The sequence below is a fragment of the Sphingopyxis sp. genome (assembly GCF_965279725.1).
Taxonomy (GTDB): Bacteria; Pseudomonadota; Alphaproteobacteria; order Sphingomonadales; family Sphingomonadaceae; genus Sphingopyxis.
In genome coordinates this window covers 69435-84836 of sequence record NZ_CBDIIL010000001.1, presented here as the reverse complement: position 1 = coordinate 84836, position 15402 = coordinate 69435, and the positions used below count along the sequence as shown (strand labels likewise).

General features: G+C 62.8%; 15 protein-coding genes. 5 read left to right on the top strand and 10 right to left on the bottom strand.

The window, feature by feature from the left end:
• Window positions 1–54 precede the first annotated feature (54 nt).
• A complete protein-coding gene (locus ACQY6T_RS00400) occupies window positions 55–1056 on the top strand; it encodes a fumarylacetoacetate hydrolase family protein (RefSeq protein ID WP_428627158.1) in 1002 nt (333 codons plus the stop codon).
• Window positions 1057–1114: 58 nt separating this feature from the next.
• Here ACQY6T_RS00400 and ACQY6T_RS00395 read toward each other — a convergent pair whose 3' ends face one another.
• The 7 genes from ACQY6T_RS00395 to ACQY6T_RS00365 all read right to left on the bottom strand — a co-directional run bounded on the left by ACQY6T_RS00395 (window position 1115) and on the right by ACQY6T_RS00365 (window position 8186).
• Window positions 1115–2092 (bottom strand): type II secretion system F family protein, encoded by a 978-nt coding sequence (locus tag ACQY6T_RS00395; RefSeq protein WP_428628794.1) that lies wholly within the window; start codon window positions 2090–2092, stop codon window positions 1115–1117.
• A 70-nt stretch (window positions 2093–2162) separates the two neighbouring features.
• Window positions 2163–3131: a type II secretion system F family protein gene (locus tag ACQY6T_RS00390; protein WP_428627155.1), complete on the bottom strand. Its 969-nt coding sequence runs from the start codon at window positions 3129–3131 to the stop codon at window positions 2163–2165.
• Window positions 3132–3187: 56 nt separating this feature from the next.
• Entirely contained in the window at window positions 3188–4462 is a 1275-nt protein-coding gene (locus tag ACQY6T_RS00385) for a P-loop NTPase (RefSeq protein ID WP_428627153.1), read from the bottom strand.
• The gene (locus ACQY6T_RS00380) at window positions 4459–5103 is read right to left on the bottom strand and encodes a CpaD family pilus assembly protein (RefSeq protein ID WP_428627150.1); all 645 of its coding nucleotides are present in this window, start codon (window positions 5101–5103) and stop codon (window positions 4459–4461) included. The genes ACQY6T_RS00385 and ACQY6T_RS00380 overlap by 4 nt, the downstream gene beginning before the upstream one ends.
• A 25-nt stretch (window positions 5104–5128) precedes the next feature.
• Window positions 5129–6610 (bottom strand): type II and III secretion system protein family protein, encoded by a 1482-nt coding sequence (locus ACQY6T_RS00375; protein ID WP_428627148.1) that lies wholly within the window; start codon window positions 6608–6610, stop codon window positions 5129–5131.
• Window position 6611: 1 nt separating this feature from the next.
• A complete protein-coding gene (gene cpaB / locus ACQY6T_RS00370) occupies window positions 6612–7649 on the bottom strand; it encodes a Flp pilus assembly protein CpaB (protein ID WP_428627145.1) in 1038 nt (345 codons plus the stop codon).
• Between the two features lie 54 nt (window positions 7650–7703).
• Entirely contained in the window at window positions 7704–8186 is a 483-nt protein-coding gene (locus tag ACQY6T_RS00365) for an A24 family peptidase (protein WP_428627143.1), read from the bottom strand.
• Window positions 8187–8283: 97 nt separating this feature from the next.
• Between ACQY6T_RS00365 and ACQY6T_RS00360 the strand changes: the two genes are divergently transcribed.
• Window positions 8284–9414 carry an NAD(P)/FAD-dependent oxidoreductase gene (locus ACQY6T_RS00360; protein ID WP_428627141.1) on the top strand — a complete coding sequence of 377 codons (1131 nt, stop codon included), beginning with the start codon at window positions 8284–8286 and terminating at the stop codon, window positions 9412–9414.
• A gap of 95 nt (window positions 9415–9509) precedes the next feature.
• On the opposite strand, the gene rnhA is transcribed toward ACQY6T_RS00360, so the two are convergent.
• From rnhA to ispH, 3 genes are read right to left on the bottom strand one after another with little or no spacing between them, the layout of a single operon-like run.
• Entirely contained in the window at window positions 9510–9968 is a 459-nt protein-coding gene (rnhA, locus tag ACQY6T_RS00355; protein WP_428627139.1) for a ribonuclease HI, read from the bottom strand.
• Window positions 9965–10927 (bottom strand): homoserine kinase, encoded by a 963-nt coding sequence (gene thrB, locus ACQY6T_RS00350; RefSeq protein WP_428627136.1) that lies wholly within the window; start codon window positions 10925–10927, stop codon window positions 9965–9967. Before thrB ends, rnhA begins: the two co-directional genes overlap by 4 nt.
• Window positions 10927–11913: a 4-hydroxy-3-methylbut-2-enyl diphosphate reductase gene (ispH, locus tag ACQY6T_RS00345; protein WP_428627134.1), complete on the bottom strand. Its 987-nt coding sequence runs from the start codon at window positions 11911–11913 to the stop codon at window positions 10927–10929. Before ispH ends, thrB begins: the two co-directional genes overlap by 1 nt.
• Window positions 11914–12074: 161 nt before the next feature.
• Here ispH and ACQY6T_RS00340 point away from each other — a divergent pair, with 161 nt between their 5' ends.
• From ACQY6T_RS00340 to ACQY6T_RS00330, 3 genes are all read left to right on the top strand, one after another.
• On the top strand, window positions 12075–12746 hold the full coding sequence (locus ACQY6T_RS00340; RefSeq protein WP_428627132.1) for a hypothetical protein: 672 nt from the start codon (window positions 12075–12077) through the stop codon (window positions 12744–12746).
• Window positions 12747–12880: 134 nt separating this feature from the next.
• Complete coding sequence (gene argS, locus ACQY6T_RS00335; RefSeq protein WP_428627130.1) at window positions 12881–14608, top strand: arginine--tRNA ligase; 1728 nt, start codon at window positions 12881–12883, stop codon at window positions 14606–14608.
• The gene (locus tag ACQY6T_RS00330; RefSeq protein ID WP_428627127.1) at window positions 14608–15387 is read left to right on the top strand and encodes an SPOR domain-containing protein; all 780 of its coding nucleotides are present in this window, start codon (window positions 14608–14610) and stop codon (window positions 15385–15387) included. Before argS ends, ACQY6T_RS00330 begins: the two co-directional genes overlap by 1 nt.
• The last annotated feature ends 15 nt before the right edge of the window (window positions 15388–15402 follow it).

The following is a 15402-nucleotide window of genomic DNA, read 5'->3' as shown; positions in this document are numbered from 1 at the left end:
CGCTCCTTAGCAGGCGATGTCGGTTCAGCCGCGTCGTCAGCCAAAGGAGTTTTCGTGAAACTAGCTTCGCTCAAACAGGGCCGCGACGGCCGTCTCGTCGTCGTTTCGGACGATCTGGCCTGGTATGCCGACGCCGGTCACATCGTTCCGACTTTACAGGCTGCGCTCGACAATTGGGCCTATGCCGCGCCGCGTCTCACGGCGCTGGCCGAAGATCTGAATCACGACGCGATCCCCAAGGAGCGGTTCCACGAGCGCGAGGCCGCGTCGCCGTTGCCGCGGGCGTATCAATGGGCTGACGGCAGCGCCTATGTAAACCATGTCGCATTAGTACGGCAGGCGCGCGGCGCCGAAATGCCCGACAGCTTTTGGCACGATCCGCTGATGTACCAAGGGGGCAGCGATGCGTTTCTAGGCCCGCGCGATCCAATCCCGCTCGCTGATGCCGCGTGGGGCTGCGATATGGAGGCCGAAGTGGTCGTCGTGACGGGCGATGTACCGGCGGGCATCGACGCGGTTGCGGCGCGCGACAAGATTCTGCTGGTCGGGCTGACCAACGACGTGTCGCTGCGCGGCTTGATTCCCGGAGAACTTGCCAAGGGGTTCGGATTTTTCCAGTCGAAGCCCTCGAGCGCGATGTCGCCCGTTTTCGTGACCCCTGCGGCGCTGGGCGAACGCTGGAAGGATGGCAAGCTACACGGTACGCTGTGTGTCGATCTTAACGGCCAGCCGCTGGGCCGCGCCGATGCCGGGGTCGACATGACGTTCGATTTTGGCGCGCTGATTGCCCATGCGGCGAAGACGCGCGATTTGGGTGCCGGCACGATCATCGGTTCGGGGACGGTGTCGAACCGCGATGCCGACGGCGGCCCCGGCAAGCCGATCGCCGAGGGCGGTCTGGGTTACAGCTGTCTCGCCGAAGTGCGGACGGTCGAAACGATCCAGCTAGGCGAACCCAAGACGCCGTTCATGCAAAAGGGCGACACGGTCCGCATCTGGATGGATGACGAACGCCATCACAGCATATTTGGTGCGGTCGAACAGCAGGTGATATGAAATGAAAAGGGCGGGGAATGACCCCGCCCTTTTCATATTCAGGTTTCCGCCGCGGCAATCAGCCGAAGCTGCCGCCGGACATTGCATCCTTCAGCGAACATGCTGCCGGACCCAGAATGACGATGAACAACACCGGCAGAATGAACAGGATCAGCGGCACCGTCATGATCGCGGGGAGGCGCGCGGCCTTTTCTTCGGCGCGCATCATGCGTTCGTTGCGGAACTCGGCCGACAGCACGCGCAAGGCCGAGGCCAGCGGCGTACCGTATTTCTCGGTCTGGATCATGGTCGTGACCACACCCTTCACCGATTCCAGATTGACCCGATAGGCTAGATTCTCGAACGCCTGGCGGCGTTCGGTCAAGAAACCGAGTTCGATCGACGTCAGCGCAAATTCCTCACCCAGTTCGGGATAGGCCCGGCCGAGTTCCTTCGACACGCGCGAGAAAGCTGAGTCGACGGTCAGGCCCGCTTCGGCGCAGATCACGAGCAGATCGAGCGCATCGGGAAGTCCCTTGCGGATCGCATCGGTCCGCTTCGAGCGCTTGTTCTGCACGAACAGGTCGGGTGCTTTGTAGCCGAGCACGAGCGCCACCATCGTCGCACCCGAACGCTTGAAGGATGTCAGGTCGGGCCACATATCGAGGCCGTAGATCAGGAAGGCGGCAAGGCCGCCAAAGACGATCGGCAGAACCAGGCGGCCAAAAATCACCGCGACGGCCAGATCTTTGGACCGGATCCCGGCCTGCGCCAGCATTTGCTGAACTTCCTTGATCTGCCCTTCCTGCAACACCTGGAGCTTGCCCAGAAAGGTGCGCATCTTGTCGGCATGCTGGTTCTTGCGGACCAGCTTAGCGCGACGTTTCGCGGTCGATGCGGTGATGCCTGCTTTCAACTGCTCGCGGCGCTCGTTGAGCGCCTTGACCCGCTTGGTCATCGGATTGCGCACGGTCAGCGCGCCGTAGATAGCGAAAAGCACCGCGAATACCCCGACCGCGGCGAGCAATGTGCCCGCCCAGATGACATCGACGCCCATCAGCGTCGGGCCGGTCTGCGCGCCGGTGAAGGCGGTGAGAAGCAGGCTGCTGTTCACTGGTTCTGCCCCTTCAGATTTCGAAACTGATCATTTTGGCCATGATCCCTGCGCCTATACTCATCCAGATCAGGCCGCCAAGACCGGTAATTATCAGCCGCTGTTCGACGAAAAAACCGGCCAAATAGCTGGGGTTCATCGACCAGACGACACCAAAGACGAAGAAGGGCAGCGCGCCGACGATATAGGCCGAAGCTTTCGCTTCGGACGACATGGCACGAATCTTCAATTTCATCTGCGCGCGCTTGCGCAGCACTTCGGACAGATTGGACAGCGTCTCGGCCAGATTGCCGCCCGTCTCGCGCTGGATCTGAATGGTGATGCAGAAAAACTGAAACTCTGGCGTTCCCAGCATCACTGCGGTTTCCTGCAATGCGGCTTCCATCGTGTTGCCGATGCGGATGCGTTCGATGACGCCCTTAAATTCCTCACCCACCGGTCCGGGAACTTCTTGACTCACGATCTGAAAGGTTTCGGTGACCGGCAAGCCGGACCGTAGGCCACGGACGAGCAGGTCGATCGCGTCAGGAAAGCGGGTCGTGAATTTGGCAACGCGCTTTTTGATGGTGCGGCCGACGACAAGGTACGGCAAGCCGAGGCTTAAAAACAACCCGACCATCGCGGCCATCATGAACGGCGCGCGGACCGCGAGCAAACCGCCGGTCGCGATAACGAACAGCCCCATCGACGCGAACATATATTGGGAGAGCGTCCACCCCTTGCCGGTACGGCGGAGTCGCTTTTCCATTTCTTCGCGGCGCGGCATCAGGCTGGTCATCGTCGTGCCGCCCCGACCGGCGGATTGGACGGTCTTGCGCATTTGCGCCGCCACCACAGCCTCGGTCGAGGCCGCATGGCGATCCTTGACCATCGCCAGTCGTCGCGTCTTTGCCTTGCCGACCGAAGGTCCGCCGAGCAGAATGACGAGCAGCACAAAGGCCAGGAAGGCCCCTGCAATGATAAGGATGACTGGCAAGTTCATGTCGGCAGATGTCCGCTTCTATCGCTGATGGTGGTGACGCCCCGGCACGCGGGTCGTCACGCCGCCTGTTTCGCGTTCTTTTTGGTCATCAGCCCAAGCTTGCCGAGCAGCGAACCGCCGGACTTGCCTTTGGCCGCAGCAGCTTGCGCCTCTTCGGCTTCAATATCGGCGCCGTCGAGGATCAGGCGCATCAAATTGCTCCACACCTGCGCCGCCTTCGTTCCCTTGCAAACCTCGGCATAGGATTTGCCGAGTTTCGCCGACTGGCTGACCAGTTTCGGGTCGAACGGAATGAGGACATCGATATGGCGTTCGATCGAAGACTCGAATTCTTTGCGCGACAATTCACCGATCGCATTCTGGAACTTGTTAGCCACCAATACCACGCGGGCGCCGGGCACATTTTGTTTGAACCAGGACAGCAGGCGGATCGTGTCGCGCGCGGCGGCAAGCGTCACGTCGCTGACCAGCAGGATCGTTCCCGCTTCTGACACCAGATGCGGGAATGGGATCAGCACTTGGCGCGGGAGGTCGACGATCGTCATTTCGAAAGCGTTGCGCAGCTCTTCTTCCAGCTGGAAGAAGGCCGACCCGTCGGTCATCACCGGCTGATGGATCGGCGCTTCCGCCGACAGCAGGCTGAGCTTGTCCGATGCGCGCACCATCGCCCGTTCGATAAACAGGCCATCGATGCGGCTGGGATTGTCGATCGCGTCTATCAGGCCACGACCGGGCTCGAGGTCAAGCGTCAGTGCGCCGGTACCGAAATGGACGTCGAGGTCCAGCAGCGCCGTCTGGCGACCGGCCTGGTCGCTCAGCGCCCAAGCAAGCGAAGTCGATACCAGCGACGCACCCACTCCGCCGCGTACACCTACCACGGCCATCATGTGGTGCGGTTTGTCGTCGAGCATGTCCGCATGTTTCGGCGCCGTCAGCATGGCCTGTGCCATGGTCAGCGATTCGCGAACCTGTTCAAGCGATAGCGGCTTCAACAGATAGTCCTGGATACCACTCGACAACAGGTCGCGGTACAGCCGCACATCGTTGACCTGGCCGGCCGCAATCACGACCGTACCCGGCTCGCACACTTCGGCAAGCGCGTTGATATCGTTGATCGGGTCGCCCGATTCGGACATATCGACGAACAGGATATGCGGGCTGGCGGACACCGACAGCGACTGTACGGCGTTGCGCAGCCCGCCTTTGTTACATTTTTCGATCGGCCAGCCCATGTCGTTGGCCGCGGCGCGGATCAACTCCAGCGTATCATCGTCGCAGACAAAGGCGCTGAAGGGATCACGCAGTCCCGCTGATTTGAACGGAGCGTTCACTTGCCACCTCCTTCGCTGGTTGACTGGCCACGCAGCTCGCCTGCGCCCGTCTGTGGTTTTTCGCGGTAAGTCTTGATCGCGCGCGTTGCCGCCGAAGGATCGTGGCGGTCGTTGCGGGCGCCCTTGATCAGATCGTTCGGGTCGGCGACCATCGAAGCCAGATTGCTGTTGGTCGCGCAGCCATAGTTCGCCGATGTCGCATTGGCCGGATTGATCGACGATTTGCTGGACCAATCGGGGCAGCCGGGAACAAGGGCCGACGCGCGGGTCACGATGACGCGCAGGTAACCCTGCGGCACTGCGCCGGTCGTCACGGGTACATCCTCGCTGATCAGCAGGCCGCGCCGCGCGACCATCGAACGAACCGTCGCCTGCGCCGAACTGGCGCCATAGACTGACGGATCCTCGATCGAAATGCGGTCGCCGTAGCGTACCCCCATCGCGTCGAACCAACCTTGCAGGCGTCCCTGTTCGCTGGGCGGCAGTTCGCCGCTGGAGGCGGCAACGTCGAATTGGTGGATGGCGTTGCGCACAACGGGCTGATGGACCGAATCGAGGCTGCGATTGCTGTAAGCGGCGCCCGAGCATCCGGCGAGCGATGTGCTCAAGGCCAGGACCGTCCAAGTTGCGATTTTCTTCATCACTTTGCTCCTGAAATCCTGCACATCACTTGATGCTAAAGCCGGGCGCAGCGTCACTGCTGCTTCCGCGTGGGCGATCGGCGTCGCCGACATTGGTATCGAGCCGCGGTTTCGGCCGCTCGCCGCCCGTCACGCCGTCGCCCGTCTGGTTAAGAAGCAACCGTTGCAGATCGTTGGCATCCCGAAAGGCATCGGTCGGCAGCTTGATGTCGTTTGCCGACACCGGCTGGACCAGATAGGGGGTTACTACGATGACCAGCTCGGTCTCCCCGCGACGAAAGCTGTCCGATTTGAACAACATGCCGAGCAACGGCACGTCGCCAAGGCCCGGCATCTTGTCGATCGCGCCGATCGAGCGGTTGTTCATCAGACCGGCGATCATGAAACTCTCGCCCGATCCCAGCTCGACTGTCGTTTCGGCGCGGCGAACGGTCAGCGCGGGCACCTGGAAACCGTCGAGTTCAATCGCGCCTTCGGTCGAAAGCTCGGAAACCTCTGGGCGGACGCGCAGGCTGATGCGGCCGTTTGACAGCACAGTGGGCGTATAGGCCAAGCTGACACCATATTTGCGGTATTCGATCGTCGTGCCGGAAAGGTTGCCGGGGATCGGGACGGGGAATTCACCGCCGGCCAGGAAGTCGGCGGTCTCGCCGGAAATCGCGGTTAGGTTCGGCTGCGCAAGAGTCGCCACCATGCCCGACCGTTCGCCAAGATCCAGCGAGGCGATCAGGTCGAGACCGAACAGCCGGCCCGCACCGGCCAGGCTGCGCGTGCCAGACGGGGTCGTGATGTTATAAGTCGTGTTGCCATTCGCATCGGTGGTGATCGAGCCGGCAGAACGACCCCCAAAAACTCCGCCAAGGAAACCGTTGCCCAAGGGGCCGTCGGTATCGCGGGTGAGTACGTTACCGCTCATTTCCTTGACCAGCGACCGGTTCACTTCGGCAATACGGACCTGCAGATTGACCTGCAATGGTGTGGCGGTGCGCAGGCGTGAGAGCACTTTCGTACCTTCTCCTACAAAGGCCTGGACCAGAACTTCGGCCTCGGCGGCGTCGTCGGGCGACTGAACCGTACCGGTCAGCAGCACGAAGCCGTTCATCGTGTTCGCCGAAATGCTCGCTTCGGGCATGGCCAGCGACAGCATCTGGTCGATCGTCTCGATATTGTTGCCGACGCGGGCGACGGTCGAGAAAACGACCCGGCCGCTGGCGTCGGTTGCATAGATGCTCGTCTCGCCCGGCTTTTTACCGAAGATATAGAGCTGGCGCCCCGAGCGGACCTGGACGTCGGCAACTTCGTCGTTGGCGACGAAGATGTCGGTCATGGCCGCGGGAAGGCTGATCAGGCGGCCGCGTCCGACCGACAGGTCGATGCTGCTGCTGGCATTCTGCGTCGCCTGCGCTGCCGCTTGTTGTAACGGAGCAGAGATCAGGGTGGCCGCCACCAGGCCGATGGCCAGGGTGCGGGCCATTGCCGCTGCCTTGAAATTGGCTTTGCTGTTCATCTTACTTACCCCCAACCGAAACTTCGGTCACTTTGTCGCCGCGCGTAACGCGAACCACCGGTCCGCTGGGCGCCGACGGTCCATAATTGCCGCCTGCAGGAGCGGACGGAGCGCCGCCTGCCTGTTGCTGCGGACGAGATCCGCCGCCGACACGGCCGCTTACCGGGATCCAGAAGCGCGACACGTCGCCGCCGGTCGTCGCCGTCTTCGACGTGACCGGGCGTGCCTGAGCCTGCGCCAGCATACGTCGTTCGGCTTCGGTGCCGCCCTTTGAAGGAACGTTGATTTCGCCCGACGCGATCGCCGCTTCCAGCTCGCCGCTGCTTTCGGCCAGCGGACGCAGAGCGAGCGACAATTTGCCCATGCTCTGCGCAACCGCGATGCGTTCGGCGAGGTCCGGCGTCGCTTCGAGCGTTACCGAGCCAAAGGTGCGAACCGGGGTCTTGCCGGTTTCGTCCTCGGCGTCGTAGCGCTGATCGGTGGCAAGCACGCGGACGTTGCGCACGATCGTTTCGGCGGTGAAAATCTGGTCGTCGGGATAGGCGCTGCCTTCTTTGACCTCGATGGTCTGGGCCAGCAGCACGTCGACGCGGTCCCCCGGGAAGACGAAGCCGGCTACACCCTGCTCCTGGCTGACCTTGACTGTCACGGCACGCATGCCGGGGCCAAGCGCCGCCGCAAGGAATCCGCGATCGTCGGGATGGACAAGTGCGCCCTGAGTCAGCGGCTGACCGGCGGTGATCGGATAGCGTACGACGGTGCCTACCAACGTATTGACGTCGGTCTTTTCCTTCATGAAATAGGCTTTCTCGACCAGCTCCTTCGGCCAAGGCTGAAAGCGGAAGCTGTCGGGGCCGATGATCGTCCCCACCGGCAACTGCCGCGTTGCGACCAGAATCATCGGACCGGTAATCTCAGGCGCCGCAGCAGCCCGAGCTTCCGGAGTCGAGGCTCCGCGCATCATCTGGTTGACTCCGAATGCTGCACCGATCGCAATGACCAGCGCGCCGACGATCAGCATAATCTTTCGCGTATCCATGACGATTTTTCGCCTCCTAACACCAGCCGGACACGGCGGTGTTTGCCCTCAGGTTCAACCCATAGCCTGAAACTGGTTAAGATATTGTTGGTGAAGCGCCCAAAGTCCCGCCACGGCGATGGCGACCCCATACGGAACCTCCACGGGCTTGTCGGACCGGCGCAATTTCAAATGGATGAGCATCACTGCGGAAAGGATCCCGCCGCCCAACGCCATGACGGTCAGCATGGGCGGGAATAGCGGCAAAGGGATCCAAAGCATCACCGCGCCGATCATCTTCACATCGCCGCCGCCCATCGCGCCGATCGCGAAAAATCCGGCAAAGACGAGGAAGACCGCAAAGGCGGCGCCGAACTGGGTCGGAATATCGGGCCATAGCTCAAGGCCGCTCGCGATCCAGAAGGGGATCGCGAGCAACGCTATCGCGGCGTTGAGTTCGTTGGAGATAGTCCGCGTCCTGAGGTCGCTGATCGCCGCGGCGATCATCAACAGGCCAAGGATGGCCATCAGGCCAAAGGAGATCGTGCCGCTATCCATCGGCATCCTCCTAGGCAACATGACTTACCAAAGAGTAACCATAGCGATCGGGGCCGCGCGGCTTGCATTCCGCGGGCCAATGGATATGCGGCGGGGCATGACCGACGCGCCGCCTTCCGCCATCGACGTGCTGATTGTCGGCGCGGGTATTGCCGGCGCCAGCCTGGCCGCCGCGCTCGCACCATGGCGCCGGGTGATGGTGATCGAGGCGGAAGATACGCCGGGCTATCACGCCACGGGTCGCTCCGCCGCCTTCTGGCATGAGACTTATGGCGGAGCGCGCGTGCGACCTTTGTCGGTAGCGTCTTTTGCGACCCTCGATCGCCCGCCGCCAGAATTTTCCAAACATAGCTTCCTATCGCCGCGCACGGCGTTGACGATCGGCCAGCGCTCGGAGGCCGCCGCGGTCGATGCCTTTACCGCCGAATTTGCCGCGAAAGGTGTCGATGTGGTGCGGATGGCGGGGCCGGAGATCGCCGATAAAATACCGGGCGTCCGTTCCGAATGGAGCGAAGCGGCGTATGAGGACGCATGCAGCGACATCGACGTCGGCGCACTCCACGCTGCGTATCTTCGTGCCGCGCGGCGTGCCGGTGCGATCGTGGTGACGGGCGCGCCGCTGCAGTCGGCACGCCGGATCGAGGGTGGATGGGAGGTCCAGATTGATCGGCAATCGATTCACGCCGCGTTGATCGTCAACGCCGCCGGCGCTTGGGCGGACCAGGTCGCCGCCGCCTGCGGCGTCGCCCCATTGGGCATCCAGCCGTATCGCCGCACCGTGCTCCAGCTTCGGTTGGGCGTGCCGGTACCCGCTGAACTGCCGCTCGTTATCCACGTCGGCGGCGAATTTTACTTCAAGGGCGAAAGCGAAGGGCGCGTCTGGCTCAGCCCGCACGACGAAACCCCTGTCGAACCCCATGATGCGGCGCCGGACGAGATTGACGTTGCGATCGCGATCGAGCGCTTGCAAGCGGTCGTCGACTGGCCGATCGCTGCTGTCGAGCGAAAATGGGCCGGACTGCGCAGTTTTGCGCCCGATCGCATCCCGGTGTTTGGCAGCGATCCGCACCAGGCCGGCTTTATCTGGTGTGCCGGGCAAGGCGGCTTTGGTATCCAGACCGCCCCTGCGATCGCGGCGCTGCTTGCGGCGCAGCTTGGTGCTCCCCCAGCCGCAGGCCCGATCGGCACGGTCGATCCGGCACCATTTGCGGCGTCGCGTTTTTCCTGACGCGATCTAGCGGGTTGCGCGCTATCGCATCGATCCTGAAAAACAAGACCGGCGCGAAAGCTCGCGAAGCCGAATGAGGGCCAGCGCGCGGGCGTTCAGCGCGTTCGTGTAACGTCTAGCGCGGCATCGCTTGCGAGTTGATCGGCAATCTCATTGTCGCCATGCCCGGCGTGACCCTTGACCCACAGCCATTCGATGTCGTGGCGCTTGGCTTCGGCGAGCAGGCGTTGCCACAGATCGGCATTGGCGACGGGCTTCTTCGCTGCGGTCTTCCAGCCGTTCTTCTGCCAGCCGAAAATCCATTTGGTGATGCCGTCGCGTACATAGACGCTGTCGGTCGATAATTCGACGTTGCAGCGACGTTTGAGCGCGGCCAACGCTTCGATTGCTGCCATCAACTCCATGCGGTTGTTCGTCGTGTCGGGCTCTCCGCCCGACAGTTTTTTCACCACATCGCCCCAGCGCAGCACCGCGCCCCAGCCGCCGGGGCCAGGGTTGCCCTTGCACGCCCCGTCGGTTGCGACGATCACGGTTTTGGCCGGAGCATCGGTCATGCGGCGGCGAACAGGCTGGCGGCGTCAGCGGCGCGATAGCGCAGCAATCGGGCAAGAAAGGGCGATGGGTCCTTGCGCGTAACGAGCGCGTCGGCGGGGGTATGGACCCAGTCATGCGCGCGCGTCAGCAAGAAGCGCAGCGAAGCACCGCGCGCGAGCAGCGGCAATGCGGCAATCTCGGCGCTGGTCAAGGCGATCTCGCTTGCATAGCCTCGCATCAAGGCCTGCGCGAGCGCCGGGTCGCAGCGGCTGCCATCGGCAGAAAATGTCCACGCCGCATGGGTGATCACCAGATCATAAGCACGGAAATCGCTGGCGGCGAAATAGAAGTCGATCAGGCCGCTAACCCGGTCGCCGAGCATCAACACGTTGTCGGGAAACAGATCGGCGTGAATGACATGTGCCGGCAGGTCGGTTGGCCAATGGGCGTCCACAAATGCAAGCTCGTCTGTCACGATCGTTTGTAAACCGGGCTGCACCGCGTCGAGATCGCCGGTCGCCGCCGCGACGGCATGCCAGTGACGATGGCCCATGCTGTTCGCTCGCGCCCCGCCATAGCCTTCGAGTCCCCGGTGCATCGCGCCAAGCGCTGCGCCCGCCGCCTCGCATTGGGCCGGGGAAGGATGGGTCAGCGAGATGCCCGACAGAAACTGGATGATACAGGCCGCGCGCCCCGAAATCTGCTGGACCGCCACGCCATCGCGGTCGCGGATCATGGCCGGGACCGGCGAGCCGCTGGCTGCCAGATGATCGAGCAGGTCGACGAAGAAAGGCAGGTCGCCTTCACTCACGCGCTTTTCGTAAAGCGTAAGGATGAAACGCCCGCCGGTCGTTTCGAGCAGGAAATTGCTGTTCTCGACCCCCTCTGCGATGCCCTTGCACGACAGCACACTGCCAATGTCGTAACGCGCGACCAGCGCGGCAAGATCGTCGGGATCGACGGGGGTATATACGGCCATCAGACAGACGTCGGTTCAAGCCCGCGCGGCAGCTTGAACACCATATTTTCCTCGGCCGTTACGACCACGTCCTCAATAATTCGTCGATGTACGGCGACTGCATCGATGACTTCGCGGACGAGGGTTTCGGGCGCGCTGGCGCCGGCCGTAATCCCCAGCGTCGCGATGTCGGTCAGCCAGGCGGGCTCGACATCGGTGCCGCGCTGGACGAGATGTGCGGGCGTTCCCATACGTTGCGCAACCTCGACCAGCCGCAGACTGTTCGAACTGTTCGGTGCGCCGATCACAATCATGCGGTCGCACTCGCCCGCGATGGCCTTAACCGCATCCTGCCGGTTTGAGGTTGCGTAACAAATATCCTCGCCGCGCGGTCCCGATATGGTCGGGAAACGATGTTGCAGCGCGGTGACGATGTCGCGCGTGTCATCGACCGACAGGGTGGTCTGGGTCAGAAAGGCCAGCGTGGCGGGATCGTGCGGGGAGAGGGCCGCGACATCGTCGACCGATTCGACCAATGTCATCGCGCCGTCGGGCAATTGGCCCAGCGTGCCGATGACTTCGGGATGTCCGGCATGGCCGACAAAGATGATATGGCGCCCCATCTCATGCGCGCGTTCGGCCTGACGATGGACCTTCGACACCAGCGGACAGGTCGCGTCGATATAGTCGAGCCCGCGCAGATCGGCCTTTGCTGGTACTGCTTTCGGGACGCCATGGGCGCTGAACACCACCGGCACGCCGTCGGGTACATCGTCGAGCGATTCGACAAAAATCGCCCCCAGTGCTTTCAAACTATCGACCACATACCGGTTGTGGACGATTTCGTGCCGGACGTAGACTGGCGCGCCAAAGCGCTCGATCGCCAGTTCGACGATGCGGATCGCGCGATCGACCCCCGCGCAAAAGCCGCGCGGGGCTGCGATCAAAACCCTGAGTTTTGCGGTTTCGTCGCCATTGGTTCGCGTTGTCGGATGGGGAGCGTTCATGATGAGGGCGCTCTAGCGCAGCATGCGGCTTCGGGTAAAGAAGTTCGTCCGTGTTGCGCCGCGTTCATCGCACCGATAAGAAGCGGCGCGCATGAAGCGGGATCAACCGTCCGCTTGCGCCAAGGCCGCATTGGCACGACTGTTTGGAAAGCCCGATTATCATGATGTCCATTTCGCTCCCGTCACGTAAATTTCTGACCGTGCTCTGCGGCACGGCAGCCATGGCGACGGCGGCGGGTTGTGCGAAGGACAATGAAATCGACGTCGCGGGCGGCGTCGGCATCACCGCCACACGCAGCGCCTGTCCGGCGGTCGCGGTGCCGCTGCACACCGGCGACATCACCTTGTTTGATCCGGCAACCAGCCGCGATGCCCGCGCCATCGATGTCGTTGCCGCCATCACCAACGTCACTCCGCAGTGCAATGACGCCAGCGAGAAGGTCTATCAGCTGGCCAGTTTCGACGTCGTCGCCACGCGCCGCGACGCGGGTCCGGCACGCTCGGTGACCTTGCCATATTATGGTACCGTCCTGCAGGGCGGCACCGCGGTTGTTGCCAAACGACTGGGCAATGTTGTTGTCACTTTTGCCGAAGGGCAGACGCGCGGCACCGGCAAGGCGCAGGCGTCGGCCTATATCGATCGCGCCGCTGCGACGCTGCCCGCCGACATTCAGGAACGCATCACGCGCAAGCGCAAGGCGGGCGACCAGGACGCCGCGATCGATCCGCTCAGCCAGCCCGAAGTGCGCGCAGCGGTGCAGCGCGCCAGCTTTGAACTGCTGATCGGTTTCCAGCTGACGCAGGAACAGCTTGAATATAACGTCCGACGATAGGACCGCGGCGGCGCGTTCGCGCCGTGCGCTTTATCATGCCCCGCGCGCCGATCGGGCGACGCGGGGCTTTTCGCGCCTGTCCAGCTGCGATAGGGCGCGCGCAAGACTTTCCTGATCGAAGATAGGCCCAGCCCGTGACCCTGTTCAGCCGCTTTTCCAACCATATCGACGCCGCGCTCGATGCGCTGACCGCTCGCGACGCCTTACCCGCCGGGCTGGACCGCGCCGCGATCAGCGTCGAACCGCCGCGCGACCCGGCACATGGCGATGTCGCCACCAACGCCGCGATGGTGCTTGCCAAGCCCGCCGGGATGAACCCGCGCGCGCTCGCCGACCTGCTGGTTGCCGAACTCACCACGCTCGATGAAGTGACCGAGGCGAGTGTCGCCGGACCCGGCTTTATCAACCTGCGTCTTGTTGACGGCAGCTGGCGTGACGAACTGGCGTTAATCCATGCCGAAGGCGGTGATTATGGCCGTTCGGCGATGGGGCAGGGGCGGCGCGTCAATGTCGAATATGTGTCGGCCAACCCGACCGGACCGATGCACGTCGGCCATTGCCGCGGCGCCGTGGTCGGTGACGCGCTTGCGGCGCTGCTCGAATATGCAGGGCACACGGTCATCCGCGAATATTATGTCAACGATGCGGGTGGGCAGGTCGATGTCCTCGCCCGTTCGGTCCATATGCGGTACCGCGAAGCGCTTGGCGAAGACATTGGCGCAATCCCCGAGGGCCTGTATCCCGGCGATTATCTGATGCCGGTCGCCGACAAACTTGCGGTGGAATATGGGGACCGCTTCGTTGGCGCGCCTGAAAGCGCCTGGCTCGGGCTGTTCCGCGCCGAAGCGGTCAGCGCGATGATGGACATGATCCGCGCCGATCTTGGCAAGCTTGGCATTCATCACGACCTGTTTTCATCCGAAGCTGAACTGCAGGCGGCGGGCAAGCCCGACGAGGCCGAGGCATGGCTACGCAAAAATGGCCTTGTCTATGATGGCGTCCTGGAAGCGCCGAAGGGGGAAACCCCCGAGGATTGGGAGCCGGTCGAGTTGCCACTGTTCCGTTCGACGCGGTTCGGCGACGATCAGGATCGCCCGATCAAGAAATCGGATGGCAGCTGGACCTATTTCGGTGCCGACCTCGCCTATCATTTCCAAAAGAGCCAGGACGCCGACGAACTGATCGATATCTGGGGCGCCGACCATGCGGGTACGGTCAAACGGATCAAGGCGGCCGTTGCTGCCTTGACCGGTGGCAAGAAGAAGTTCGACGTCAAGCTGGTGCAGATGGTCCGCCTGCTTAAAAATGGCGAGCCGTTCAAAATGTCCAAGCGCGCGGGCAATTTCGTCACGCTTGCCGACATCGTCGATGAGGTTGGCAAGGATGCGGTGCGATTCACGATGCTGACGCGTAAAGCCGACGCACAGATGGATTTCGACTTTGCCAAGGTGGTCGAGGCGTCGCGCGATAATCCGGTGTGGTATCTGCAATATGCAAACGCCCGTATCTCGCGGCTTCGGAAAAAAGCCGAGGATGCCGGCATCGACCTGCCCGCCGCTGCGCCCGACCGGCTTAACGCCCATGAACTTGGGCTGGTGAAATTGCTCGCCCAGTTCCCGCGGATCGTGGAATCGGCGGCGCAGGCGCGCGAGCCTCACCGGATCGCTTTTTACCTGGCCGACGTCGCGGCGGGGTTCCACGCGTGGTATAATCTGGGCAACGACGATCCTGGTCTGCGGATCGTCGTCGACAGGGATCCCGAATTGACTGCGACGCGGCTTTATTTGGCCGACGGAATCGGGCAGGTTATCCGCAACGGGCTGCACCTGATGGGGGTTGAGGCGCTCGAGGAGATGAATTGATGGCCGAGGACAAGAACGCCGACCAGGGCGATGCAGGACTGGGGCTGGAGAGTGAAGACCGTCTGCCCTGGCTCGAAGCCGCCGATGGTATCGAAGAGGATGGCGAAGTTTCGCCCACCCGCTTGCTGGTGATGGTGCTGGGGGGCCTCTTGCTGATCGGCGCCGTGCTTGGCGGTCTGTGGTGGGTCCAGAACGGCGGCGCGCGCGGCAAGGGCGAACTGATCGCCGCGCAGGACGGCAACTATAAGGTCGCGCCGAAGAGCGACGGCGCCAAGACCTTCGAAGGCGAGGGCGATGCCAGCTTTTCGGCCAGCGAAGGCGCCGAGCCTGCGGGTAAGGTTGATCCGACGCGGATGCCAGAAGAACCTGCGGTGACCCCGCAGGAGCGCGAAGCGGCAAGCGCCAAAGCGGCGGCGGATAAGGCTGCGGCAGCGAAAGCGAAAGCCAAGCCGGCGCTCGTCGCCGTGAAAGAGCAGCCGAAACCTGCAGCCACATCGGTCAAGACGCCCGAAGCCGCTGCCAAGACGGCACCGGCTGCTACAGGTTCGGCGATGATCCAGCTCGGCGCGTTCAGCAGCGACGCTGCCGCCGCCAAAGCGTGGGCGAGTCTGTCGAAGCGTTTTGCCTATCTTGCTGACCTCAATAAGTCCGTGTCGCCGACGAAAGTCGGTGATGGCACCGTCTATCGGCTGCGCGTGTCGGCCGGAACGGCAGCTAACGCCTCGAATTTGTGCGGAAAATTGCGCGTCGCTGGTGAAAATTGCGTCATCGTTCGCTGATTCGGCTCGCTTGGC